The following is a 24,661-nucleotide window of genomic DNA, read 5'->3' as shown; positions in this document are numbered from 1 at the left end:
ATCTGCAATATTGAAAGCATTATAATAATATTTTCATAAAATAATGTTTTGTATAATGTATAAAAAGGTGAATAAATGACCTGTTTTAAGTAACACATACAGAAAATTTCGATAGAATAAACATATAGGTTGAAATAGATTTTGCCACTTTTCCATGTGATTTATGAATGAAAGGATTAGGTTATGGGAAAGCGTAATTTGTTTTTTCAACTGAAGTAACTTAACGATATTCAAATCAGGAGGTATAATTATGTCACTTAACGGTGTATGGCTGCCCATTATAACACCCTTTTCTGAAGGGAAGATAGACTATAAATCCTATGAAAGGCTCATCAATCATTACGCAGAAACCGGAATCTCCGGTTTTATCCCCTTTGGTACTACAGGTGAGATACCAACGATCAGCGAATATGAATTTGAGGAAATGATGGATAAGACTTTGGAGTATAATAGAGGACGCCTGCCGATTTACGCCGGAATAGGAGGTAACTGCACAGCTAATGTGGCGAAAAGAGCGAAACTGGCGGAGAAATATAAGATTGAAGGCATTCTGTCCGTCTGTCCTTATTATAACAAACCGAACCAAAATGGAATTTATGCTCATTTCAAAAGCCTTGCAGAGGAAACTTCTTTAAATATTATCATCTATAATATCCCATACCGTACAGGTGTTAATATTACCAATGATACGCTTTATAAGCTGGCTGAGATCAAGAATATCGTAGGTCTGAAAGACTCTTGCGGAGACATTAAGCAGACTATGAACCTTTTGCTGAATCCGCCAAAGGATTTCTCTATATTGACAGGAGAGGACCTTTTGTTTTATCTTACCTTAACCCTTGGCGGCGCTGGCGGTATTATGGCTTCCGCACATACTAATACAGAAAAGTTTGTGAAAATATTCAAAGACATCAAAGCTAATAATGCAGAAGAAGCGCTGAATACCTGGAAGGAAATCTATCCGTTGATTCCACTGCTTTTTGAAGAGCCTAATCCTGCACCTATTAAATATTGCTTAAATCAAATCGGTCTGATTGATTCTCCTGAACTTAGACTTCCCCTAACAGAAATCTCTGATGAGTTAAAGGTTAAGATTGACAAGGTGTTTAAAAAAGACAGTTCCATAAAAATAGCTTAATAAAATATACCGCAAACAACCAGTAAGTGAAGTTAACTCCTCTTAAATAGACTCATTTTGTCTGACACAAGAAGGTTAATCTTATGGATAGGCTGTTTGCGGTTTTTTATGCAGTTCTATAGGCTATCACTTTTGTTTTAAAAGTCTGACAATAGCTGATGCAGCCAGTCTTTTTCAAGTTTCGATACATCTGTATCACTTAAATTGTTATCGTATAATCTTCTTGCGGCAACCAGAGGCAGGCACTTTAGGACTTGCGAGCTATTGATGCCTGCTAGTTGACAATAATGAGATAAATAATCCTCTACAAACAGGGTAAATAGTTCAGAAGCTTCTTTTCCCAGCAGATGCTTGACCACAGGAGAATTAAGAGTCAGGTATGTCCAGGCAACATCCAGTACAGGATTCCCGGAACAGGCACCATTCCAGTCTATGACGGTATAGTCACCAGCTTCACCGATGATATTCAGTGGTTGATAATCACCATGGCAAAGCTTGGTCTCATTAGGAATGCTATCCAGCAGCTCCAATAAAGCATCTGATTTAGATCCTAAAATGCTACTTAAATCTGTAATACGGTTATAAAAGAATTCATATTGTTTTGGCAGTTCAATTATGGTTTCCATATGTATATCATAATGCATCTTAGCAAATTTCTGAGCTAATTCTTTCTCATAAAGTCCTTTTAACAGCGGTTCGGCTAGTATATTGCCTGGTTTACGCTCATATATTAATGCACTTTTACCGTCTATAGTTATTGAATCAATGAGTTTTGGGATATTTAAGAAAGTTTTATTTAATAATTTTCCTATATACTCCTCGTGATTTATAGTACCATCGGATATATGAGTTTTATAAATCTTTATCACCTCATTATCACCCCATTCATGTACATCTGACGTACCGCCGCTTCCTATTAGTTTCCCAATCTGCTTTTCCATAAATACCTCAACAAGTTATATTTTTTGATAATACGGTTTAAAATTTCTTCCATATTTAATATTAAATTAAAACATAGAACTACGCCATATTTTTTTACTGTTAAATTAAGGAAGACAGGACGACCGTCTTGCAGGTTTTTAGGTCTATAGTAGTGTTTGCCTTTACTGTAAATGCAAAAAGTATAAGAGTATTTAGAAAAGTTATTCTACTTAATATTGGTAGTCATTGACTTGTTTCTTACTCTTAAGGTAGTATATAGATAAATATTTAAAGGAGCTATTATGAACGATATAATACTTAAATTAACACAGTTTGGATTTTCTACTTATGAAGCAAAAGCCTATCTTGCTCTTCTCCAAAAAAATCCGGCTATCGGCTATGAAGTGAGCAAAATTGCGAAAATCCCAACTGCAAAGATTTACGAAACACTGACGAGTTTAAAAAATAAAGGTACCATCCTCTCCAGCTCATCAGAACCGGTGCAATATTGCCCTATTGACCCTAAGGTACTTCTTCAAAGAATTTATAAGGAATTTGATGAAAAAATGGAAAGTCTGAATGGATTGCTGACGAATATAGCACCATTACCAGATGTTGATTTAACGTGGAATCTGTCAGGATACCAAACTATAATAGAAAAAATAGCAAATGTTATTCAAAACGCCAGGAAGGATTTATTGGTATCCCTATGGCCGCAGGAAGCAAAAAAAGTAAGAGAACATCTTCTATCTGCGGAGCATCGGGGAGTACAAGTGATTGTGGGGATATTTGGAGAATACAATCCGGGCTGTATCCACACTATTAATCTGGAATCCTGCGGGGTTAGCTCACAGCAACGTCTTGGCAAAAGGTTAAATGTCGCAGCATGTGATTCAAATGAAGTGGTAATTGGTGAAATGGCGGAAACGGATAATGAAACTTTGGGGATTTGGGCTTCCACGCCTTGTATTATTTTGACTGCGAAAGAATACATCAAACATGATATTTGGGGGAAAGCTCTTATCGACGAATTAGGGAAAGAACGTTTTGATGCAATGTGCTAAAGGAATGAAATGATATCCTGTTTAATGCATACTCGATGAAAGGAGTTGTGTATTTTGTTAAGTAATGATTGGATTATGCTGAATAATTTAAAAATCGGAATTGTAGGATGCGGTCATTTAGGACAAGCAATTGCGCACTCACTGATTGACAAGGGACTCGAGAGGAAAAATCTGTTAATTTCCTACAGAGCTAATCCTCGTACTTATGAAATGCTCAATACGCAGGGATTAACCTCATGTCTTTCAACAAACCAAGAAATATTCCAGAAAGCGGGGATTGTTTTAATTACGATAAGGCCTCAAGATATTACTGGATTGATGAATTTTCCCATATCGGAAAAAGCACTTGTTGTTTCCTGTATGGCAGGTGTATCCACAGAATTGTTGTATCAAATATTAGGCAGAAACGTATACCGTATGATGTTTAGTGGTCCAGATACTATAGTGTCTGAAAAGGGTGTAGCGACCATCTATCCTGAGCATGAACATTTGGAGATGTTGCTGCGATGTATGAATTTAACACATATTAAAACAATAACAGAAGACGATTTAAATGTCTTTACTGCTGGCGTCTGTATGCCTGCGGCAATTTTAACATCAAAAAACCCAGGGCAGCAACAGGAAGCTATTGATAAAATTGGGAAAGAATATCCCCTGTTTTCTGAACTTTACCTTTGGGCTATAAAGATTCTGCCTTGTTTTCAGAATAATATTCAGAAAGAAGATTATGTCGCCAGTATGATTACAAAAGGGGGAATAACAGAGGCAATTACCAATAGCCTGTTAGAGGGAGAACCCCTTGATATTGCCTTGCAAAAAGGGATGAAACAGACACAGGAGATTTCAAAAGATATCCAACAGTCCCTCACTAATCATTTACAAACGGAATGTCTGGTATCAAAACAATTTATGGAGGTACTAAAAATGGATAAGCTGAAAAATGTAACCATTGTAAAGAAAGCAAATGTATATTTCGAGGGAAAAGTGACAAGCCGGACCGTTTTATTTGAGGATGGTACAAGAAAAACACTTGGGATTATTTTACCTGGAAAATATGAATTCAACACAGAGGAGAAAGAACGCATGGAGGTATTGGCAGGAAAAATAAATGTACTGCTCCCCGGCAGCGAAACATGGACCTCTTATGAAGCAGGGCAAAGCTTTGAGATTCCTGCAAACTGTAGATTCGAAATTACTGTTGAGGACGTTTCTGACTATTGTTGTTCCTACCTAAGGAATAAATAGAAAAAATCTGGCAGTCAGTGCGGGATGATCCTTTGGAAATGTTGCCGATTTTGTGTGCTAAAAGCAAACTATATTTTATGCAGTTATAGCACACAAAATTGGTATGTATTTTTGAAACTTATTTCAGCAACATTGTTTAAATGCAGCGACAGATTTTACGAGCTTTTAAGTTGTGCTATTTAACAGCATATCAACAGCTTTTTTCCACCCCTGGTATTTCAAGCTTCTTTCTGCTTCCTCCATTTTCGGCAGGTAATACACTCCGTTGCTTTTTTCTTCAAGGTCCTTCAAATCATAAAAGCCATAAGAACTTCCAGCCATATAAGCAGCTCCGGCTGCTGATAATTCCTCCGTATCCGATACACGGACAGGAAGGTTGGCGATATCACTTTGAAATTGCATGAGAAAAGCATTTCTGGTGGGACCGCCGTCAACCTTTAGTTCTCTGAGTTCTATTGAGGATTCCTCCAGAATGACTTTTACAACATCCGTAATCTGATAAGCAATGGAATCCAAAGCAGCTTTTACCAGCTCCGCTTTACCGGTGGTACGGGTCATTCCATAGAATATGGCGGAAACATCGTTTTTCATATAAGGAGCACCAAGTCCTGAGAAAGCAGGAACAAGAACGGTTTGGTCGGCAGGATTGGCGAGGACTGCAAGGGACTCTGCTTCGGAAGTTTCTTGTATCAGCTTCAAATCATTCTTTAACCAGGCTATTACAGCTCCAGTGTAATTGATATTTCCTTCCAGTACATATTCAGCCTTACCGTTTCTTTTCCAGGCCAGGGAAGTTGCAATCCCCTTTTGACTAAAGACGGGTTCTATTCCTATGTTCATCATAATAGAAGAGCCGGTACCATAGGTGGCTTTTGCCATGCCTTTGTGATGGCAGAACTGGCTGAAAAGAGCGCTGTGGGAATCGCCCATTACACTATGAATAGGTACAGGTGTATCCAGATAACCTGAAAGGTCGGTTTCTCCAAAGAATGCATCAGAGTCACAGACTTCTGCCAGACACTTGCTGTTTAAACCAAACAATCCGCAGATTTCTTCATCCCATTTTAAGGTGTTGACATTAAAAAGCTGAGTCCTGGAGGCGTTTGAATAGTCTGTTTTAAAATTGTGGGTTTTGGTAAGATTGTATATGAGCCAGCTATCCATGTTTCCGTAGCAGAGAGTTCCGGCTTCGGATTTTTCTTTTGCATCCTTTACATTCTGAAGTATCCACGCTATTTTGGCTGCAGAATAGTAGGGGGAGAGTGGCAAACCTGTACGGCTTTGTATGAACTCTCTCCGGGTATTCAATGCCTCGCAGATTCCAGCACCTCTGGCACATTGCCAGACAATGGCATTACAGACCGGTTTTCCGGTTTCCCTATCCCAGGCGACGGCTGTTTCCCGTTGATTGGTGATACCAATACATAAAATATCGGATTTACTGATACCTGTTTTTTCTACGACAGCTTTGACGGCGGAGAGGGTATTGTTAAAGATCTGAACAGGATCATGTTCCACCCATCCAATGCTGTTAATCAGCTGGTCATGAGAAAAATCGCTTCGTCCCAGTACTTTGCCATCTTTGTCAAAAAGCAGGGCTTTTGTTCCCTGGGTACTCTGATCTATACTTAATATATATTTATTTGACATCATTCATTAACTCCATTGCAGTTTTTATGAGACCTTCTTTGTTAAGTCCATAGTAGTCAAATACTTCTTTGGATTTACCAGAGATAGCAGGTTCATCCGGAAGAGCCAGGTTTATTACCTTTTTAGGGCAGTTAGCAGAAATGAGCTGACTGACCAGGGAGCCTAATCCTCCATAAATGGAATGTTCCTCTAAGGTGATTACAGCTTTTGCATTGGCTGCAGCATTTAAAAGAGCTTCTTTGTCAAGGGGTTTTATACAGTACATGTCAAGAAGCGTTGCGGATATTCCCTGTTCTTTTAATGCCTTAACAGCTTCAAAGGCAATACTCACCATTTCACCGCAGGCGATAATTGCAAGATCTGTTCCTTCTGACAGTACCGTCGCTTTATCTAATATAAAAGGGGTCTCTTCTTCTGAATAAATGTCTGCAACAGGATTTCTGCCAACGCGTACATAGGCAGGTCTGGTATCTTCCAATAGTGCCTTTATCAGGCTTTTCGTCTGATGTCTGTCACTGGGCAGATAGACTCTCATGTTGGGGATGGTACCCATAGAAGCGATATCCTGGTTGGAATGGTGGGTCATACCAAGAGAGCCGTAGCTGATACCTCCGCTGATGCCGATAAGGGTTACATTGGTGTTGGAATAACCAACATCAACCTTTGCCTGTTCCATACTTCGTGTTGAGAGGAAGCAGGCGGGAGAAGCTGCAAATACTTTCTTGCCTGTTTTGGCAAGACCTGCACTGATGCTGACTAGATTCTGTTCTGCAATACCTACCTCTATGAATTGCTCCGGATAGGTATTGGCATATTCAGCCAGGGAAGCTGAACCTCTGGAGTCACTGCACAATACGAAGATATCCTTGTCCCCAGCGGCTTTTTCTACTAAAACGTCACAGATTGCTTGTCTATTAGGAATCTTATTCATTTGCTTCTGCCTCCTTTGCTGCTAATTCTGCTACTGCTTTTTCATACTCCTCGTTGGTGGGAATCTTATGATGCCAGGCAGGATTGTTCTCCATAAATGATACACCATAACCTTTTATGGTATCTGCAATAATTACAGTAGGTTTGCCTTTTGTATTTCTGGCTTCTTTAAAGGCGCTGTCAAGAGCTGTAATGTCGTTGCCGGTTGCATGGATTACATGCCAGCCAAAGCTTTCCCATCTTAAATCCTGTGAATCCTGGGACATAACCTTTTCGGTGCTTCCTGAGATCTGCAGACGGTTACGGTCAACTACTGCACAAAGATTATCCAGTTTATAATGACCTGCTGCCATAGCACCTTCCCAGACGGAACCTTCTGCCAGCTCTCCGTCACCCATTACCGTATATACGCGGTTGCCGCCGCCGGATTTCTGCACACCTAAGGCGATACCGACACAGACGGAAAGACCGTGGCCTAAGGAGCCGGAATTCATCTCAATTCCATTGATCTTGTTATTGGGATGGCCTATATACTTGCTGCCAAACTGGGAATAGGAGAGCAGGTCTGCTTTCGGAAAGAAGCCTCTGTCGGCAAGCACCGCGTAAAGGGCTTCTACAGAGTGACCTTTGCTCAGGATAAAGTAATCTCTTAAAGGGTCCTGTGTTAGTTCAGGGGATATATTCATCTGTTTATAATAAAGGGTTACCAGGATATCCATTACTGAAAAGTCCCCGCCCATATGTCCGGTTCCTGCACGGTAAATCATATCCAGTACATCTTTTCTTAGCTGAAAGGATTTCTGTGTTAAATTCATTTTGTACCTCACAATCCGCCGTTCTATCGGCCTTAATCCGATAGAAGTTAAAAGGAGAAAGCGGCTATTTAACTTCTATCGAAGTGAAAATGTTCTGTCATTGTTCGTAATTTTTGTGGTGTGAAGGGAGAATTCTTATAGACTACCGGATTTCTCCACGGATGCTTGCTTTTACTTCTTCTTCAATGGGGTCATAAAGATCCGGTTTGACATTGATATATTTACAAGCTTCATAGAGTACTGGTACAACATCCTTATGTATTCCCACACAATGATGAATATATGGCCCATAGACCAGCTTCTCCTCCAGACGGTTTAAGTTCTCGACCTCCACCCAAACATAGGTTCCCTTGGTATAAGGTCCCTCGATGCCTTTTGCATGACCCAGGAGCAGGGAATACTCACCATTGTCACCGTCAAAGCGGCACAGGGTCATATCTCCGTGTTTCGCCTCAGCTTCTACTGCACCTGGATGCTCAAAGGCAAGAGGATAACCGATGGTGGGTTTTTCTTTTGCAACGGAGAGGGGCCAGGGACCGCAATGCTGTAATAGTTCACCGTTCTCATTATCGGGATGCCTTACTGTCCAGTCAGCAAAAAAGCTTCTGGTATCGTCAAGGGTAGATGCTTCTACCAGCAAAGAGGTGATTGCACCGTGAATATCGGTTTCACAGACTACTGGAATCCCTTCCTGATTAAGGAGAGAGTTGGCAGCACAGGGCATAATTCCGATTTCGGTCTGAAGGGCATTCCAGCACTGAATGGCAATGGCATTGCAGCCATAGCTTTCCGCCAGTTTCTTCATGGCAACTTTTAAAGCTGCAACACTTTCCAGTTCCTCGTCTTTGATCTTTATGTTCATGGTTTCCCGGCAGTATTTCACTACAGCGGCTACTTCCTCTTTTTCTTCTTTTGCTTTTCTGACTGCTGCAGTCAGTTCAGGCATGGGAATAGGAGAGAGCTGTATGTTGAAACGCTCCAGCAATTCCCCTTCATTACACATCGTGGACCAGAAATCAAAAGGTCTGGGAGCAATCTGTAAGATTCTTGTATGACGGAAGGTCTTAACAACATTGCATACGGCGAGGAAATTTTTGATTCCTTTTTCAAATTCTGCATCTTCTAACCGGCAGTTGGTCAGATAGGTAAAGGGGACCTGAAATCGCCTTAACACCTTACCGGTTGCAAATAATCCGCATTGACTGTCTCTTAAACGAATTCCCTTCTCATCGGGTCTTTCGTCTCTGGGACCCCACAGCAGTACAGGAACATTTAATTCTTTTGCCAGCCTTGCCACAACGTATTCTGTACCGAAATTACAGTGTGGAAAGAAAAGACCATCAATTTTCTCCTGTCTGAATTTCTCTGCTATTTTTTCTCTGTCCAGCTCATCATAGAAAAGCCCCTCTTCATTGATATCTGTAATATCAACAAATTCAATCCCCAGCGCCGTTAACCTTTCTCTCGTTAAATTAGCATACTTTATTGCGTCCGGTGCGCTGAAGATACTTCTTCTGGTTGGAGCAAAGCCTAATCTTACTTTTTTCATACCTGACCTCCATCTGCCGCTTGGCGGCATATAAATAGTGCTTGAAAACACTTGGTGTGCATTACTGCTATGTAACCCCTCGTTAGGGAACATAAGTAATCATAATAGGGAATTTGAAGAGCTTGAAATGAGTAGGTTATACTCGCTTCAAAATTCTTCTGTGCTTCTGAAGTTTCTGTTGAAGAAACCTTCTGCTTTTTGGTACTTTTTGGATTTGTGATTTGGATTTAAAGTATTAAATAAAATATTTACATCTATATTATAAATTATTTATATAAAAAAACAAGTGCATTTTATGTAAAAATATAAAATATTCGTATAAAATATAAAAACAATCAAAAATATAAGCAGAAAATCTGGGAGGAAATTTGAATTTTATATTGATTTCTAAAGTATTATCAGTTAATATAAAAAAAGCAGGACTCCTGCAGGTCTAGGAATACAGAGGTACAAGCAATCGTGGGACATCCAGTGTTATCAAGGAGTTTAAAGCGGTGGAAAAGTCCGATGAAATAGGAGAAAAAGAGACTATTCCGTTAGATAATCTGAAAATGGAAACGGAAAAATATATTAAAAAATTTATATAATTATTTATATAAAAATTTTAGAACAACGTAGAATGGATGTGACAAATTGAAACCAGGAATAAAACAGATTTGTGAAATAACAGGATTTTCACCTGCGACTGTTTCCAATGCGCTGAATCAGAAAAAGGGTGTAAATCAAAAGACTGCGGATGAGATATTTCGTGTTGCCAGAGAAATAGGATATTTGGGTTCAGAGGAAATTACAAAAATTAAATTACTGATTTATAAGAAAAACGGGCTGATTATTGATGATACCCCTTTCTTTACACTGCTGATAAATGGTATTGAACAAGAGTGCCGTGAAGCAGGCTTTGAGATGGCTATCGGGAATGTCGATGCCAGACAGCCGGATTACGAAGAGCAGGCGAGACAGATGGTCAGTGAGCCGGGAACGGCTATAATACTGCTGGGAACGGAACTGGAAGCGGAGGATCTGGAATTATACCGTAATACGGTCAGCCCTATTTTGTTACTGGACTACTGGAGCTTTGATATGGATTTCAATGCTGTTATGATCAACAATGCGGATTCCGCCAGAATGGCAGTTAATTATCTCTTTCATAAAGGACATAAACAGATTGGCTACCTAAAAGGACGATTCCGGATATTGGGATTTCGTCAGAGGCAGTCAGGTTATCATTCGGCACTGGTTGAAAATGAACTGGAAGATAAGAAGGAATTCTGTGTAGAACTTGATACTACTATGAATGGGGCTTACCGAGATATGTTAAAATATCTGGAGGATACCCCCTCCTTGCCAACCGCTTATTTTGCGGACAATGATATGATAGCTCTGGGTGCCATGAAAGCATTACAGGAGAAGGGGTACAAAATTCCGGAGGATGTTTCCCTCATCGGTTTTGATGATCTTCCCTTTAGCGAAATCTCAACCCCGGGACTTACAAGTCTCCGTGTTCCCAAGCAGGAAATGGGCAGAATGGCAGTAAGAAAAGTAATAGAAATGATGAAGGGCGATGATGGCGTACGTACGAAATTACAGGTATGTACTGCTTTTGTTGAGAGAAACAGCGTGAAATAATCCTCCTTGAGAAGTATTATTATGCCATATATGAATTGTATGATTCACAATTTATATATGGCTTCTCTTTTAAATAAGACAAGAAATATCAAAATGTTACATTAATCTATAAAAAAACACATAATCTGTTGACACTTATGCATAAATGTAATACTATCACAACTGAATGGGGTTTTAAATAGTTGCTAAAATAACTGGTAATTGATAAGGCGGACTTAATACAAATGACAACAGGCCAGCAGACTGGAAAGTATGTAATAAGACGAAAAGAAACTATGATGTTAACAGGGGTCAAAGCTATGACAGGGTTTAAGGGGAAGGTCAGAAGACTTATGAGATTTATAAAACAATTGAAAATAAAGGATCAGATTCTTTTTGCCATGCTGGTAGGTTCTATGCTTTCTGCTGCAATTCTCGGAGTTACTGTCTACAATGTGTCGAGGGTAACCATCCAGAACAATTACAGATATGCACATACTTATAACCTGCAGGTTTCCAGTAATATTATCGATATCCAGCTGAGTAGTATAATCGAGCAGGGGCGGAGCCTTTTGGTGAACCATAATTTTATCAAAGCGATAGCAGATGATGAAAACAATAAGAGCGGGAGATATTTTTCCAGTATCAACAGCCTTACTATTAATCGTGCAATCGGTGATTTTGCTTCTCACGATCCTCTTATAGAAGGCGTCACCATTGTAAATGAAAAAGGCAATATATTATTCTATTCTAAGGGAGGAATCCCATCTGATTATTATAAGAAGTACTATTCCAATGACAACATCCTGGAAGAGGAATGGGTGACACTGGCCAGAAAAGCGAAAGGAAAGGAAGTATTTTATGGCTATAATGTGCTGATTCCTGACCTGGAAGGAGATACCATATCCTACGTAAAAAATCTGATCAATACCAAAAACAGTAAATCCATGGGTTTTATGATAGTTAATATTGATAAAAAGCTGTTAGACAGGGCTTTTGGAACCCTGAAAGAGGGGTACTCCACCAATCGCTATATGATAATTGATGAAGACAGCATCTATCCGGGGGTTTATTTCAATGGTGATATGGGGGCAAAAGCTTCAATTTTAAAAGACTATATCAACGGTAACCATAAGGGAAAATATCTGTTTAGCAGTTACCTGAATGAATCCACCGGCTGGATGGCAGTAAATGTCATCGAGCGGAAGGAGCTTCGCAGTGATAGTTTGTATATCGGACAGATTATCCTGCTGGTATTTTTTATATTGATTCTCTTTAGTGTTTATTTCTCCAGGTTATTTTCCAACAGAATCAGCAAACCTCTTAATAAGCTGGAGAAGACCATTCAGGAAGTAGGAGAAGGGAACCGGCATATAGAAGAAGAGTTCGATAACAGTGAAATCGGAGAAATCGGAAATAAATTTAAAGAGATGGTAAATAACAATCTGGAGCTAAGAGAACGTTTATTATCGGCAGAACTGAATGAAAAAGAGGCAGAGCTGCTTCTTTTGCAGGCCCAGATTAATCCTCATTTTTTATACAATACTCTGGATTCCTTGTATTTTATGGCTATTATAAAACAGGAGGATGATATAGCCAGGATGGTAGAAGCCCTGTCCAATACTTTCAAATTAAGCCTGAACAAAGGGGATAATACCATAACCGTGAGGGATGAGGCAAAAAGGATACAGGAGTATATGCTGATACAGAATATGCGTTACAATGACCGCTTCGAGCTTAAACTGGATTTTGAAGGGGTAGAGGATTTAAAGATAATTACGTTTATCATTCAACCCTTTGTGGAAAATGCAATGTATCATGGACTGGAAGCAAAGATCGGGAAAGGTACGATTGCGATAAAAGGCAAACGTTTGGAGGACAGGCTATACTTTACCATTCGTGATAATGGAATAGGCATAGAAGATCTATCAGTACTGGAAAAAGGTTATGGAGTCAACAATGTGAAGGAACGAATCAGGTTATTTTACGGAGAAGAATATGGGGTATCCTTTGAGAGTAAGCCTGGTGTTGGAACAAGGGTAACAATCGTTGTTCCAGTTTTAAGCAAAGGAGGTAATATCAGTGTATAGTATGGTGGTGATTGACGATGAGTTTATTGTTGTTGAGGGTATTAAGGCAATGATAAGCCGTGAAAAACTGAATTATGAAATTGTGGGATTTGCATATGACGGTATTAAGGCTTTGGAAGTGATACAGCAGACGAAACCAGATGTAGTGATTACAGATATTCGTATTCCGGGGCTGGATGGATTATCCCTGATTGAGGAGGCAAAAGAATTTACACCAAAGACTTCCTTCATCGTTATCAGCGGATACAGTGAATTTGAATATGCAAAAAGGGCTCTTTCCCTGGGGGTAAAAGGTTATCTGGATAAACCTATAACCATTGAAAAAATTACGGAGGTCCTAAACCGGATTGAAAAGGAATTGCATACAAAAGAAGAAGAAGCCTCAGAGAGAAAAGAAGGATATCAGAACGAGGGAATGCAGCAGGTTAATGGGTTCGTGGACAGGCTGATCAAAGGTATTATGAATGAATCCGCAGGGGAAATTAAGATTCAGACAGAAAAGATCCTGGAGGCATTGGCTTCACAGTCTTATACGCTTGCGGTATACAAGCAGGAATGCTATAAATTTCTCTGTGTAGCAAACGGAATTTTTCTGGAAAAGAAAAGGCAGTATGAATTAGAGGATATGGCATCCTACAAGGAAGTGGAAATACTTTCTTCCTATGCAGAAGTAGATGAGTATGTAAGAGATATTACCGGGAAGATAGCAGAAAAGATGGAAGCGGTCAAATCCGGCAGTAATCACAGAATCATATTAAAGCTGCTGGCCATTATTCAGGAAAAATATAATGAAAATATCGGACTGAATGAATTAGCGGATATGGTTAACATGAATCCTGCTTATCTTAGTATTCTCTTCAAAGAAGAGGTCGGCATGACCTATATCAAATATCTGACTCAGTTACGTATAAATCATGCCAGAGAATTGTTGGCAGAAGGGTATAAGGTTACCCAGGTCAGTGAAATGGTTGGCTACAATGATTACCATTATTTTTGCAGTATCTTTAAGAAGCATACCGGCAAAAAGCCTAACGAATTAAAAGGCTCCATCCGCAAGAAATAGTTAAAATATTATACTAAAATTATAGAAATATAAAAAAAGTATACATTTTATAAGAAATATGTGACTAGAAAAGAATCTGGATTGTGATATTGTATACATATAGAGTGAATTCCGGAAAATTCTATAAGATTTAAACAAAACTCAAGAAGGATTTTGATTACAGGGGGTCTAACGACATGAAAAGACGTTTATTAGCTGTAATATTGGCAGCAGTGATGGTTATGGCAATGGTATCTGGATGTGGCAACAAAGCAGAAAACGCTGGTGCAAACAGCGGAAATAAGACAGAAGATACAAGCAAAGATACAGATACAGCAAAAACCGGAGATTCTGAGACCGGTGATGCACAGCCTGCTAAAATCATTAAGATTTTATCTATTTGGGCGGAAGATAAAGATAACGGTAAATTAATAACGGATTTAACAAAAAAATATATTGCTGAGGTTAATCCAAACTTCAAATATGAATTTGAACTTGTTTCCTCTGATAATTTAAAGCAAAAAATTGCTACCTTAGTAGCTTCTGATGATTTACCCGATGTATTCGTATATGAATCCGGTAAACCCATTGTGGATCTCATTGAAAATGATAAACTTGTAAACATCAGTAAAGCTTTAGAAGAGCTTGGTGTGTCCGATATGATGGATGAAGGTGCTGTATCACTCTTAAAGACCTTATCCGGAACGGATGATTTATATGATCTGCCTCTTGGTATGAACGTTGAAGGTTTCTGGTATAACAAAGCTCTTTTTGAGCAGGCTGGCGTAGAAGTACCTACCACTTGGGAAGACTTTGAAGCTGTATGTGCAAAATTACAGGAAGCAGGCATTCAACCTCTGACTGCAGGTGGTGCTGACAAATGGCCTCTTACACGTTTAGTCAATTCTTATGTTGTACGAAGCATGGGTGGTGATGCAATGAAGAAAGCTGCCGATGGTACGGCAAAATATACAGATGACGGTTATGTAGCAGCAGCACAGAAGCTGCAGGATCTTGCAGCAAAAGGTTATTTTGGTGAAGGTATCACAACCGTTGATCAAAATACAGCAGGCAACATGCTCTTATCCGGTAAAGCGGCTATCTTTTACAATGGCAGCTGGTTTACAGAAGCTCTTACAGCAGATACAAACCCTGCAGGTGAAGACGGTATCGGATTCTTTAATATTCCTGTAGTTGATGAGTCCATCAGTCCAATCACGGAATATTCCATGAACTGCGGAAATATTCTCGCTCTGGCACAGGATAAGTATGATGAAGGAACTGCTGGCTGGCTGAAATATATGGTACAGAATCTTGGTAATGAAGCTATGACACAGTTTGGTGCTGTTAAAGGTTATAAATACGATGTAGCAGGAGATTTAAGCTCCTATTCCAAGATTGTAGCGGATGAATTAGGCAAGGTTACAAAGGCAACAACCTGGTATGAAGCCGGTATGAACAGCGAGACATCAACAGTTGCACAGGATTATGTTCAGACATTGATTAACGGTGATATGACAGCAAAAGAATACATGCAGTTTATTCAGGATGCTTACGACGGAAGCCAGTATTAATCGGCTCTAATCTATAAGGTACATATGGAGCAATAGTTAAGTGTTTTTCTATTGCTCCATATTTTTGGAAATAAATGACTGACAAATTAAGATAAACGAATGTAAATACAGTGAATATAAAAATAATGAACATAATAATAGAAATATACACATTATTGTAGAAAATATATATACAATTGCATGACCTGAGTTAAGAATAAATTACATGTCACCTTAGTCATGGCAGACATGGGTTATAAGATGACTTACGCATATTCAATTGCAGATCGGAGTTAAAAATGAAAAACGTACTAGGAAATAAGAAAGCAATCGCTTTATTTGTACTGCCAGGGCTGCTGCTTTACACAATAATTGTTATGCTTCCGGTAATATGGTCGGTGTACTATTCCGTCTATGAAGGAACGCCCGGATTGAAATGGAATTTCGTAGGACTTGCGAATTATGAAAGACTGTTTCACGATAAGAATTTTCATAATGCTTTGATTGTGAATTTAAAATATATAGCTATTGTTATGATAGGACAGGTAGGGTTAGGACTCTTATTGGCTTTGTTCTTCCGATTCTGGCTTACCAAATTCAAAAATGTGGTTCGTACCTTAGTATTTTTCCCTGTTGTATTGCCCACGGTAGCGGTTGGTCAGCTCTTTGTTAAGATCTATGAAATTCAGCCTAACTATGGTTTGTTAAACAGCATCCTTTCCAATATCGGATTACAGCACCTGGTACAACCCTGGATAGGTCAATCCTCCACAGCACTCGGAGCACTTTCTGCCATGGATATATGGGTTGCCATGGGTTTCTATTCCGTAATTTTTTATGGTGCTTTATTAGATATACCGGGTGAAATTATCGAAGCAGCAAAAATTGATGGCTGTAATGCCTTTAATTTATTCCGAAGAGTGCTTTCGCCTCTCTTAAAACCCATTACGATAACCTGTATGATCTTTAGCTTTACCGGAACGGTAAAAATGTTTGAATCTGCTCTTGCTTTAACAAAAGGAGGTCCGGGAAGCGCTACCAAATCCTTGTCCATGTTCATGTACAGTGTATCCTTTACCTATGGTAAGGTAGGTTACGGAAGTGTTATCGCGGTATTTATTTTCTTGTTATGTGTGGTAGGTTCCAGATTAATTAACCTCTTTGACAGAAAGGAAAAAGCATAAGGGCTATGAAAAAAATTAAAATAAAACCACTTATTATATCATTATTGACAGCTGGTCTTGTTATATTGGAGGTCTATCCGCTGTTCTGGATGCTGACAGCGTCTTTTAAAAAGCCGGCAGAATTCGTAAGCAAACCGGCATATGCATTAAATGATGGCTTTTATATTCAGAATTATATTGATGCCTGGACCAGAGGAAACATGGCAACCTTCTTTAAGAACAGCTTGATAAACACACTGGCGGCCCTGGTATTTATCGTCTTTTTCTCTGTAACCATCGGCTTTGCTCTAACCAAAATGGAATGGAAATATAAAAATAAGGTGGCTTCCTATTTTGGAATCGGCATTATGGTTCCGGTAGCAACCGCATTGATTCCCCTCTTTCAGATATACAATGGAATGAACCTGATAAATACAAGAACCAGCCTTATCATTACCTATATTGCATTTGGTTTATCCCTTTCCATTTATCTGGTAACAGGTTTCTTAAAATCTCTGCCGGATGAAATCCTGGAAGCTGCCGTTGTAGATGGCTGCGGAATCTATAAGCTTATGTGGACCATTGTAGTGCCTTTAATGAAAAATGCCATTGTAACCGTACTGGTGTTACAGTTCTTCTTTAAATGGAATGATCTGTTGTTCTCCATGACTTTTATAAATGATACAAAGTTAAAGACGATACAGACGGGACTATTGTATTTCCAGGATGAGTTCGGTGCCAAGAACTGGGGAGCGATCTTTGCTTCTGTATCCATGAGCGTATTGCCTATGCTGGTTGTTTATATGATACTGAACAAAGCAGTTATCGAAGGTATGACAGCAGGTGCTGTTAAAGGATGATTCACGAGAAAGGTATGGTTGTTTATATGGCAGATTTCGAAAAAAAAATCAGGGACTTTATAACAGAGAATATACCCGGTGTGTTAAAAAGTCCGGTGAGTTTTATAAAATATCCCTTTATAGATCCCGGCTCAGTTTATGACGGAAATGTTTGGGATTGGGATACCTACTGGTCCGTTTACGGACTCTTGAACCTCTTTGAGAGGGAAGAGGATAGCCGTGTAAAGGATAAGGTTGTAGAGCATGCCAAAGGAAATATCTATAACTTCCTGGATCATCAGCTGGAGGACGGGTATATTCCAATGATGATTGAAGTGGGTAAATGGTCAGAGCCCTACCTGAATTTAAAGCATAAGGAAGGTGTTATGATGAACATGCATAAGCCCTTTTTATGCAGCCAGATATGCCTGATCAGTGACTACATCAAAGATTATCACTGGATATTACCTTATGTAGAACAATTGGATAAATATTTTATGTGCTACTACAAAAATTACTTTTTTGAAATTCCCGGACTGTTTGTCTGGTGTGATGACATCATGATAGGAATGGATAATGACCCCGCTACCTTTGGTCGTCCTAAGTTCTCTACTGCAAATATCTTCTTAAATAGTTTTATGGTTTCTGAACTGCAGGCAGCAGCAAAGATTCTAAGAGAACTTGGTTTGGAGGAGGAAAGAGCAGTCTGGTACCAGCAGAAAGCAGACCAGCTGATCGCTTCCATACAACGAGAGTGTTATGATAAGAGAGACGGATTCTTTTATTCAGCCGATGTGGATATAAAGACCAGAAAATTCGATTGGTTCCATCAGGGGTTAGGAGTATTCTGGAATACCCTGCCGATTAAAATCCGTGTCTGGTCCGGCTTCCTACCTATGTGGGCAGGTTTTGCCACAAAGGAACAGGCAGAAAGCCTGGTGAAGCATATGTTCGATAAAGATACCTTCTATAGTGATTTTGGAATCACTACTCTTGCAAAAGATGAGAAGATGTTTGATTTATCTGTTACCAATAATCCCTCGAACTGGCTTGGACCCATCTGGCTGGTTGCAAACTATGTTGTGTTTAGAGGGCTTTTAAATTACGGATATGTGAAAGAAGCACAAAGTATGTATGAGAGAACCCTCAGATTGCTTGGTGAGGATATTACGAAAACCGGCAGCCTTCATGAATATTACAATCCCTTTGACGGTGAGCCGATCATGAACGGTGGTTTTATCAACTGGAACATACTGGTGTTAAATATGGCAGATGAGTTAAGGGGGAAGGCACCTATGAGGAACTATGAATGTTTCTTTGGAAGTGAAGAGAGGTAGCCAATGAGGGAGGAAATGATAAAGATAGAAAAATGGGGAGTCTTCGAACTGGTATTCACAGGAAATGAGGAGGGGAATCCCTATACAGACTATGAAATCTACGGATACTTTAGCGGTGAGCAGGAGAATAAGAAGGTGTTTGGTTTCTATGACGGAGACAGCCGATACGTTATCAGATTCATGCCCTCCTTTGAAGGTATCTATACATATAGAGTTAAAGGAAGCTTTACAGAAGCGGTCTATGAAGGACAATTTGAAGTTACGGCAGCCATGGACAATAATCATGGGCCAGTCAGGGTATGTGATACCTATCATTTTGCATACGAGGACGGAACACCTTATTATTCCATGGGTACGACCTGTTATGCATGGACGCACCAGCCAGATGCAATGCAGCTGGAAACCCTTGATACTTTAAGAAAAAGTCCCTTTAACAAAATAAGATTTTGCATTTTTCCAAAGCATTATGATTACAACCTTTATGAGCCGATTTCCTATCCTTACGAAGGTAAGCCCTGTGATATAAGCGGAATCACAAAGGATAATTTTATGGAATATTTACCGTCTAATCCAGATAATAATTGGAATTATAAACGATTTAATCCGGAACATTTTCGAATTATCGAGAAGCGGATTCAGGATTTGATGAAATTGGGAATCGAAGCAGATCTGATTCTGATGCATCCTTATGACCGATGGGGCTTCTCAGAAATGGACAGCGAAAGCAGTGCGCTGTATATCAATTATGTAACCGCCAGATTCGCAGCTTACCGTAATGTATGGTGGTCACTTGCCAATGAATATGATCTGTGTGAGAAAAAAGGCTTAAAAGACTGGGAGGAATATGCAGATATCCTGGTAAAGAAAGATCCGTACCGCAGGCTTCGTTCCATTCACAACTGCAAGCTCCTCTATGACTATACAAGACCCTGGATTACTCATTGCAGCGTACAGCGTACAGAAATCTATCTCTCTGCGGCAGGCACTAAAGCTTTAAGAGAACAGTATGGCAAGCCGGTTGTTTTTGATGAGGTTGGTTACGAAGGAAATATTAATTTTTCCTGGGGTAATCTCACTGCTGAGGAAATGGTAAGATTATTTTGGACAACAACTGTTCGTGGAGGTTACTGCGGACACGGAGAAACTTATATGCATGAAAAGGATAAACTCTGGTGGTCCCATGGCGGTGTTCTCTATGGTGAGTCAGCGGACAGACTTAAGTTTCTATATGAACTGTTGCTGCAGACACCCGGACATGGCTTGAAACCGGCAGAAATGAAGAAATGGGAGGATAATTGTGCAACTGCTTCCCATCCTGGTTTCAGTGGCAGATATTTTCTCTTTTATACCGGTCATACCAGGCCAGCCTTTAAGGAGTTTGAATTCCAGCAAGGAAAGAGATATGTCGTGCAGGTAATTGATACCTGGGATATGACGATTGAAGACAGAGGTGTATTTCATAACAAATTTAGAATAGAGCTTCCTTCAAAGGAATATATGGCATTGAGAATTTGGGAGGAAGGCATAGACGCCACCAGCCTGACGTAATCATATAATTGCACAAACAGTACAATATTCTGCAAATACCTATGCATTATTCTGTTCTGGCTTCCATATGGTAATTATTCAAGTTTGGAGTAAGCCCCCCCTGCCTTCACTTGTATAATACAGTCTATGTGAATTTACAGGCAGAAAGATGCACAGGTATTTAGAGAATATTGTACTGAGAGGCTGGAGGAATCAGTAAAAGGCTTTGGTTCAAAGTAGCTGCAGATTTTAAGAAAGGAATGGTTATTCAAATGAAAGAATTTAAAAATCCTTCCAATAAATTCAGACCGATACCTTTTTGGTCCTGGAATGATCAATTGGAGAAAGAGGAAATACAGAATCAGATAGTGGAGATGAAACAGGCAGGCGTGGGAGGTGCTTTCTTCCATGCCAGGTCCGGTTTAAAGGTGGATTATCTGGGAGAAGAATGGTTTGAATGCATCAAAGCCGGAATAGACAAAGGAAAAGAGGTCGACCTGGATGTCTGGCTCTATGATGAAGAAGGCTGGCCCAGCGGTTTTGCAGGAGGAATCGTTCCGGCGCTTTCAGCAGATTATCATGCCAAATTCATGACTCTTGAAAGATATACTTCCCTAAAGGATATTGATAAAACAGCCATGTTAGCAGTATACCTATATGATAAGGAAAGGGAGTTCTATGTTAAGATTGACTGGGACTATAATACGCTGTTAAATGATGGACAGGAATTTCTTGCTGTTAGAAGACATACCAATCCATATTATATTGATACAATGAACAAGAGGGCAGTGGAGGCATTCTTACAATGCACCCATGAGGTTTACTATGAAAAATACGGAGAAGACTTCGGAACCTATATAAAAGGATTCTTTACCGATGAACCAAGGCTTACCTGCAATCATTTTGGGGAGCTGCCTTGGTCTGATGATCTGACAGAAAATTTTAAGAACCGTTATGGCTATGAGCTTTTGGACTGTCTGCCTTCTTTGTTTATCAAATCCGGTAATTATGAGAAATTCCGCTATGATTTCTGGAAGCTGGTGAACGATTTATTTGTTAAGAGCTATATGAAGACCATATATGACTGGTGTGAGGCACATGATTGCAAATCTACCGGGCATATTATGATGGAGGAGAGCATTTTCAGTCAGATGACCAGTACCGGCGGAGTTATGCCTTTTTATGAGTACATGCATATTCCGGGGATTGATTGGTTAAGGCGTCCTATTTCAACACCTGTTATCGGGAAACAGGTTGGCTCTGCTGCCTGCCAGCTGGGAAAAGATAAAGTAATCACAGAGTCTTTTGCACTCTGCGGCTGGAATGTATCTTTTGAAGAATTAAAATGGATTGCTGAGTGGCAGTTTGTAAACGGTGTTAACATGATCTGTCAGCATTTACAGGCATATACGATAAGAGGCTCCAGAAAGAGGGATTATCCGCCGTCCTTGTTCCATCAGCAGACCTGGTGGAAGGATTACAAGAAATTCAATGATTATCTGGGTCGTTTATGTGTGGCACTATCAGAAGGAAATCAGTCAGCAGATGTACTTCTGCTGCATCCAATGAGAAGCGGTTTCCTGACCTATGATGGTACCAGAACAGAGGATATCAGAGTCTTAGATGATGAATTTACAAAAATCTCTGTAAGCCTTTCCGGAAATCATATAAGCTATCATTATGGAGATGAGACAATTATCGAGAATCATGGACGCATTGAAGAAGGACAATTCTGTTTAGGTAAAATCGCTTACAAAACTGTCATACTTCCTCATATGCATTCCATTGATAAAATAACTGTGAAACTATTACTGGAGTTTCTGAACAAAGGAGGTGTTGTACTAAGCGCAGGAAGATTCCCTACTTTTACGAATGGCAGCGAAGAAGAACTTAGTCAGTTAAAAGCTGGCTGTGTAACGATTAAGGCGGAAGAAATCAGAGACTATCTCAAGGAGGTAAAGCTGGTGTCTCTGAGTATAGCGGAAAAGAAGAAAGAGATTAGAAATATCTCATATCAGCAGAGGCAAACAGGAGAAGGAACCCTGCTCTTTCTTGTTAATCATGACCAGAAGGAGACCTATCAGGCGGAGGTTACAGTATTTAATGGCAGCTATCAGGTTAAACGACTGCTGGGTGAAACCGGAGAAGAAGAGGTAATAGGCTTTTTGGCAGAGAAGGATAAGACTGTCTTTCCATTGGAATTTAAACCGATGCAATCCTATATCCTTATGCTGGAGCAGACAGAAAAACCTCGGACAATTTCTCTACCTGTTAAAGAATATGAAATCATAACCTTGCAAAGAAACTGGAAAATTGAAAAACTAGGGCTGAATTCTCTAACCTTGGATTTCTGTACTTACAGTATAGACGGGGGAGAAGTCCTGGGGCCGGTTTCAGTTATCAAGCTTCAGGATATTCTGATGGAGCTTAGAAGACCTTGTGAGGTTACTATGAATTTTTCTTTCGAGGCTGACCTTGATCTGGATGCCAATAAAGAATTCTATCTGGTGGCAGAAGAAGCGAAAATATTTGATATTACAGTAAATGGTACTTCTATTCCCTATAGTAAAGAAGCCGGTTACTGGAAGGATAAGACCTTCAAAAAAGTAGACATTAAACCGAACGTCATAAACGGCAGAAATGAAATCACGTTACATACAACTTTCCGCCAGAGTCAGAAGGTATATGATGTATTATACGGAGAAAATGTTTATGAAACAGAAAAAAACAAGATAACCTACGAGGTTGAATTAGAAAGCATTTACCTCTTGGGTGATTTCGGGGTTATTTCTAAAACTCCATTCAGAAAGGTTGAAAGGGAGGCTATGTTTAGTGACGGACCTTTTCTGGTAGTGGATAAACCGGCTGCTTTTTCTGGAAATGAATTTACAAAACAGGGACTTCTGTTTTTTGCAGAGGATATGGTAATTAGCCAGGAGATTGAAATTAGTGATAGGAATAAAAAGTATCTGCTGGATTTCGGAAAGCAGAATGCTCCGCTGATTAAAATCTTTGTAAACGGGTGCCTGGTCAAAGATTCTTTATGGGCTCCTTACACTGCAGATATCAGTGACTATGTGAAGGAAGGTATAAACGAGATCAAGTTATGGATTTATGCCTCAAACCGTAACCTTCTGGGACCCCATCATCATATTGACGGCGAATGCTATAATGTCGGGCCAGACAGCTTTACGGGCAAATGGAGCTGGGTGGAGCGTAAGTCAGAAGCAGATGCTACAGACATAGCAGACAGAACGAAAAACTATTGGACAGATTCTTATAGCTTTGTAAAGTTTGGTTTAAAGGAATAGTTTTTCTTCATTGAAGCTGTCTTTTGGCACTTGAAGCAAGGTAAATTTTTATTTATGAAAGAGAGGAAATTGTATGAATAAGGTAATCCTATCCCTTGCTCCTGTAAATGCAGCAACAGGACCCTTTTCTGTACAGGAAACAGCAGAAGATATTGTAAAGAGCATAGACGCAGGAGCTTCCATGTGCCATATTCACAGCAGAGACAGGGAAGGGAAACTTACACCTGACATATCTGTGATGTGTGAAATATTTGATGAAGTGCTAAGACAGCGGGATGTTGTGGTACAAACCTCCACAGGCGGAGTCTCTGATATGAATATCCGGGAAAGATGCAATCCTTTAGAGTATACGGAAGCAGAAACCGCATCTCTAAACGGTGGCTCCACCAATCTGGGAGAAGCCGTTTATAGAAATTCTCTGGAGGATATCAGATATTGCTCCAAAGTCTGCTATGAGAAAAAAATATTGCCGGAGATAGAAGTCTTTGATATTGGAATGATTGATAATATCAATAAGCTAAGAGCAGAGCAGCCTTTTCTTGAGCCCGTCTTCTTCAACCTGGTATTTGGCCACAGAGGGGGGATGCAGCCTACAGTAGAAGCTCTCTATGCGTTTAAGTCTTTTGTTCCAAAAGACTGTTTATGGGGTGTCACTCATTATGGCAGGGATAACTGGTCTTTTCTCGCTGCCGCAATTGCAATGGGGGCCGCGGAAGTACGTATCGGCTTCGAGGACAGTGCTTATCTGGCTCCGGATAAAAGTGCTGAAAAAAATTATGAATTGGTTGAAAGGTTAGCTGAGCTGATACACGCTATGGGACTTAAAGTGGCATCCGTGGCAGAGGCCAGAGAAATCTTAAAACTGTGCAACTAGTTAAATGT

Annotated in this window: 18 protein-coding genes; 13 read left to right on the top strand and 5 right to left on the bottom strand. The window is 39.8% G+C overall.

Translation table 11 applies throughout. The features are described 5' to 3' along the window. The first annotated feature begins 250 nt into the window (after nucleotides 1-250). The gene (gene dapA / locus R2R35_RS03270; RefSeq protein ID WP_317733063.1) at nucleotides 251-1,138 is read left to right on the top strand and encodes a 4-hydroxy-tetrahydrodipicolinate synthase; all 888 of its coding nucleotides are present in this window, start codon (nucleotides 251-253) and stop codon (nucleotides 1,136-1,138) included. Between the two features lie 137 nt (nucleotides 1,139-1,275). On the opposite strand, the gene R2R35_RS03265 is transcribed toward dapA, so the two are convergent. After that, entirely contained in the window at nucleotides 1,276-2,079 is an 804-nt protein-coding gene (locus tag R2R35_RS03265; protein ID WP_317733061.1) for a phosphotransferase, read from the bottom strand. Nucleotides 2,080-2,361: 282 nt separating this feature from the next. On the opposite strand from R2R35_RS03265, the gene R2R35_RS03260 reads away from it, so the two are divergent. After that, nucleotides 2,362-3,123, top strand: coding sequence for a TrmB family transcriptional regulator (locus tag R2R35_RS03260; protein WP_317733059.1), 762 nt, complete (start codon nucleotides 2,362-2,364; stop codon nucleotides 3,121-3,123). A gap of 54 nt (nucleotides 3,124-3,177) precedes the next feature. Beyond that, a complete protein-coding gene (locus R2R35_RS24470; protein ID WP_331670211.1) occupies nucleotides 3,178-4,368 on the top strand; it encodes a pyrimidine/purine nucleoside phosphorylase in 1,191 nt (396 codons plus the stop codon). A gap of 165 nt (nucleotides 4,369-4,533) precedes the next feature. On the opposite strand, the gene R2R35_RS03245 is transcribed toward R2R35_RS24470, so the two are convergent. From R2R35_RS03245 to R2R35_RS03230, 4 genes are all read right to left on the bottom strand, one after another. Continuing rightward, nucleotides 4,534-6,018, bottom strand: a complete 1,485-nt coding sequence (locus R2R35_RS03245) for an FGGY-family carbohydrate kinase (protein ID WP_317734737.1) — start codon at nucleotides 6,016-6,018, stop codon at nucleotides 4,534-4,536. Continuing rightward, nucleotides 6,008-6,949: a transketolase family protein gene (locus R2R35_RS03240; protein ID WP_317733058.1), complete on the bottom strand. Its 942-nt coding sequence runs from the start codon at nucleotides 6,947-6,949 to the stop codon at nucleotides 6,008-6,010. Before R2R35_RS03240 ends, R2R35_RS03245 begins: the two co-directional genes overlap by 11 nt. Continuing rightward, on the bottom strand, nucleotides 6,942-7,763 hold the full coding sequence (locus R2R35_RS03235; protein ID WP_317733057.1) for a transketolase: 822 nt from the start codon (nucleotides 7,761-7,763) through the stop codon (nucleotides 6,942-6,944). The genes R2R35_RS03240 and R2R35_RS03235 overlap by 8 nt, the downstream gene beginning before the upstream one ends. 142 nt (nucleotides 7,764-7,905) lie before the next feature. Continuing rightward, on the bottom strand, nucleotides 7,906-9,312 hold the full coding sequence (locus R2R35_RS03230) for an L-fucose/L-arabinose isomerase family protein (RefSeq protein WP_317733056.1): 1,407 nt from the start codon (nucleotides 9,310-9,312) through the stop codon (nucleotides 7,906-7,908). A gap of 633 nt (nucleotides 9,313-9,945) precedes the next feature. Between R2R35_RS03230 and R2R35_RS03225 the strand changes: the two genes are divergently transcribed. From R2R35_RS03225 to R2R35_RS03180, 10 genes are all read left to right on the top strand, one after another. Further along, nucleotides 9,946-10,938, top strand: a complete 993-nt coding sequence (locus R2R35_RS03225; protein ID WP_317733055.1) for a LacI family DNA-binding transcriptional regulator — start codon at nucleotides 9,946-9,948, stop codon at nucleotides 10,936-10,938. A 224-nt stretch (nucleotides 10,939-11,162) separates the two neighbouring features. Further along, nucleotides 11,163-13,007, top strand: coding sequence for a sensor histidine kinase (locus tag R2R35_RS03220; protein ID WP_317733054.1), 1,845 nt, complete (start codon nucleotides 11,163-11,165; stop codon nucleotides 13,005-13,007). Between the two features lies 1 nt (nucleotide 13,008). Beyond that, nucleotides 13,009-14,070 carry a response regulator transcription factor gene (locus R2R35_RS03215; RefSeq protein ID WP_317734736.1) on the top strand — a complete coding sequence of 354 codons (1,062 nt, stop codon included), beginning with the start codon at nucleotides 13,009-13,011 and terminating at the stop codon, nucleotides 14,068-14,070. 176 nt (nucleotides 14,071-14,246) lie between these two features. After that, the gene (locus R2R35_RS03210) at nucleotides 14,247-15,623 is read left to right on the top strand and encodes an ABC transporter substrate-binding protein (RefSeq protein WP_317733053.1); all 1,377 of its coding nucleotides are present in this window, start codon (nucleotides 14,247-14,249) and stop codon (nucleotides 15,621-15,623) included. A 278-nt stretch (nucleotides 15,624-15,901) separates the two neighbouring features. Then, the gene (locus tag R2R35_RS03205) at nucleotides 15,902-16,786 is read left to right on the top strand and encodes a carbohydrate ABC transporter permease (RefSeq protein ID WP_317733052.1); all 885 of its coding nucleotides are present in this window, start codon (nucleotides 15,902-15,904) and stop codon (nucleotides 16,784-16,786) included. Nucleotides 16,787-16,791: 5 nt separating this feature from the next. After that, the gene (locus R2R35_RS03200) at nucleotides 16,792-17,625 is read left to right on the top strand and encodes a carbohydrate ABC transporter permease (RefSeq protein ID WP_317733051.1); all 834 of its coding nucleotides are present in this window, start codon (nucleotides 16,792-16,794) and stop codon (nucleotides 17,623-17,625) included. Next, nucleotides 17,622-18,941 carry an MGH1-like glycoside hydrolase domain-containing protein gene (locus tag R2R35_RS03195; protein ID WP_317733050.1) on the top strand — a complete coding sequence of 440 codons (1,320 nt, stop codon included), beginning with the start codon at nucleotides 17,622-17,624 and terminating at the stop codon, nucleotides 18,939-18,941. The genes R2R35_RS03200 and R2R35_RS03195 overlap by 4 nt, the downstream gene beginning before the upstream one ends. A gap of 15 nt (nucleotides 18,942-18,956) precedes the next feature. Continuing rightward, complete coding sequence (locus R2R35_RS03190; RefSeq protein ID WP_317733049.1) at nucleotides 18,957-20,489, top strand: DUF5605 domain-containing protein; 1,533 nt, start codon at nucleotides 18,957-18,959, stop codon at nucleotides 20,487-20,489. Nucleotides 20,490-20,740: 251 nt separating this feature from the next. Further along, nucleotides 20,741-23,779, top strand: a complete 3,039-nt coding sequence (locus R2R35_RS03185; RefSeq protein ID WP_317733048.1) for a glycosyl hydrolase — start codon at nucleotides 20,741-20,743, stop codon at nucleotides 23,777-23,779. Nucleotides 23,780-23,852: 73 nt separating this feature from the next. Continuing rightward, nucleotides 23,853-24,653, top strand: coding sequence for a 3-keto-5-aminohexanoate cleavage protein (locus tag R2R35_RS03180; RefSeq protein WP_317733047.1), 801 nt, complete (start codon nucleotides 23,853-23,855; stop codon nucleotides 24,651-24,653). Nucleotides 24,654-24,661 lie beyond the last annotated feature (8 nt).

The organism is Anaerocolumna sp. AGMB13020, assembly GCF_033100115.1.
In the GTDB taxonomy this organism is placed as follows: domain Bacteria; phylum Bacillota; class Clostridia; order Lachnospirales; family Lachnospiraceae; genus Anaerocolumna.
The sequence above is the reverse complement of the archived record's forward strand: the minus strand, read 5'-3'. Positions and strand labels throughout refer to the sequence as shown.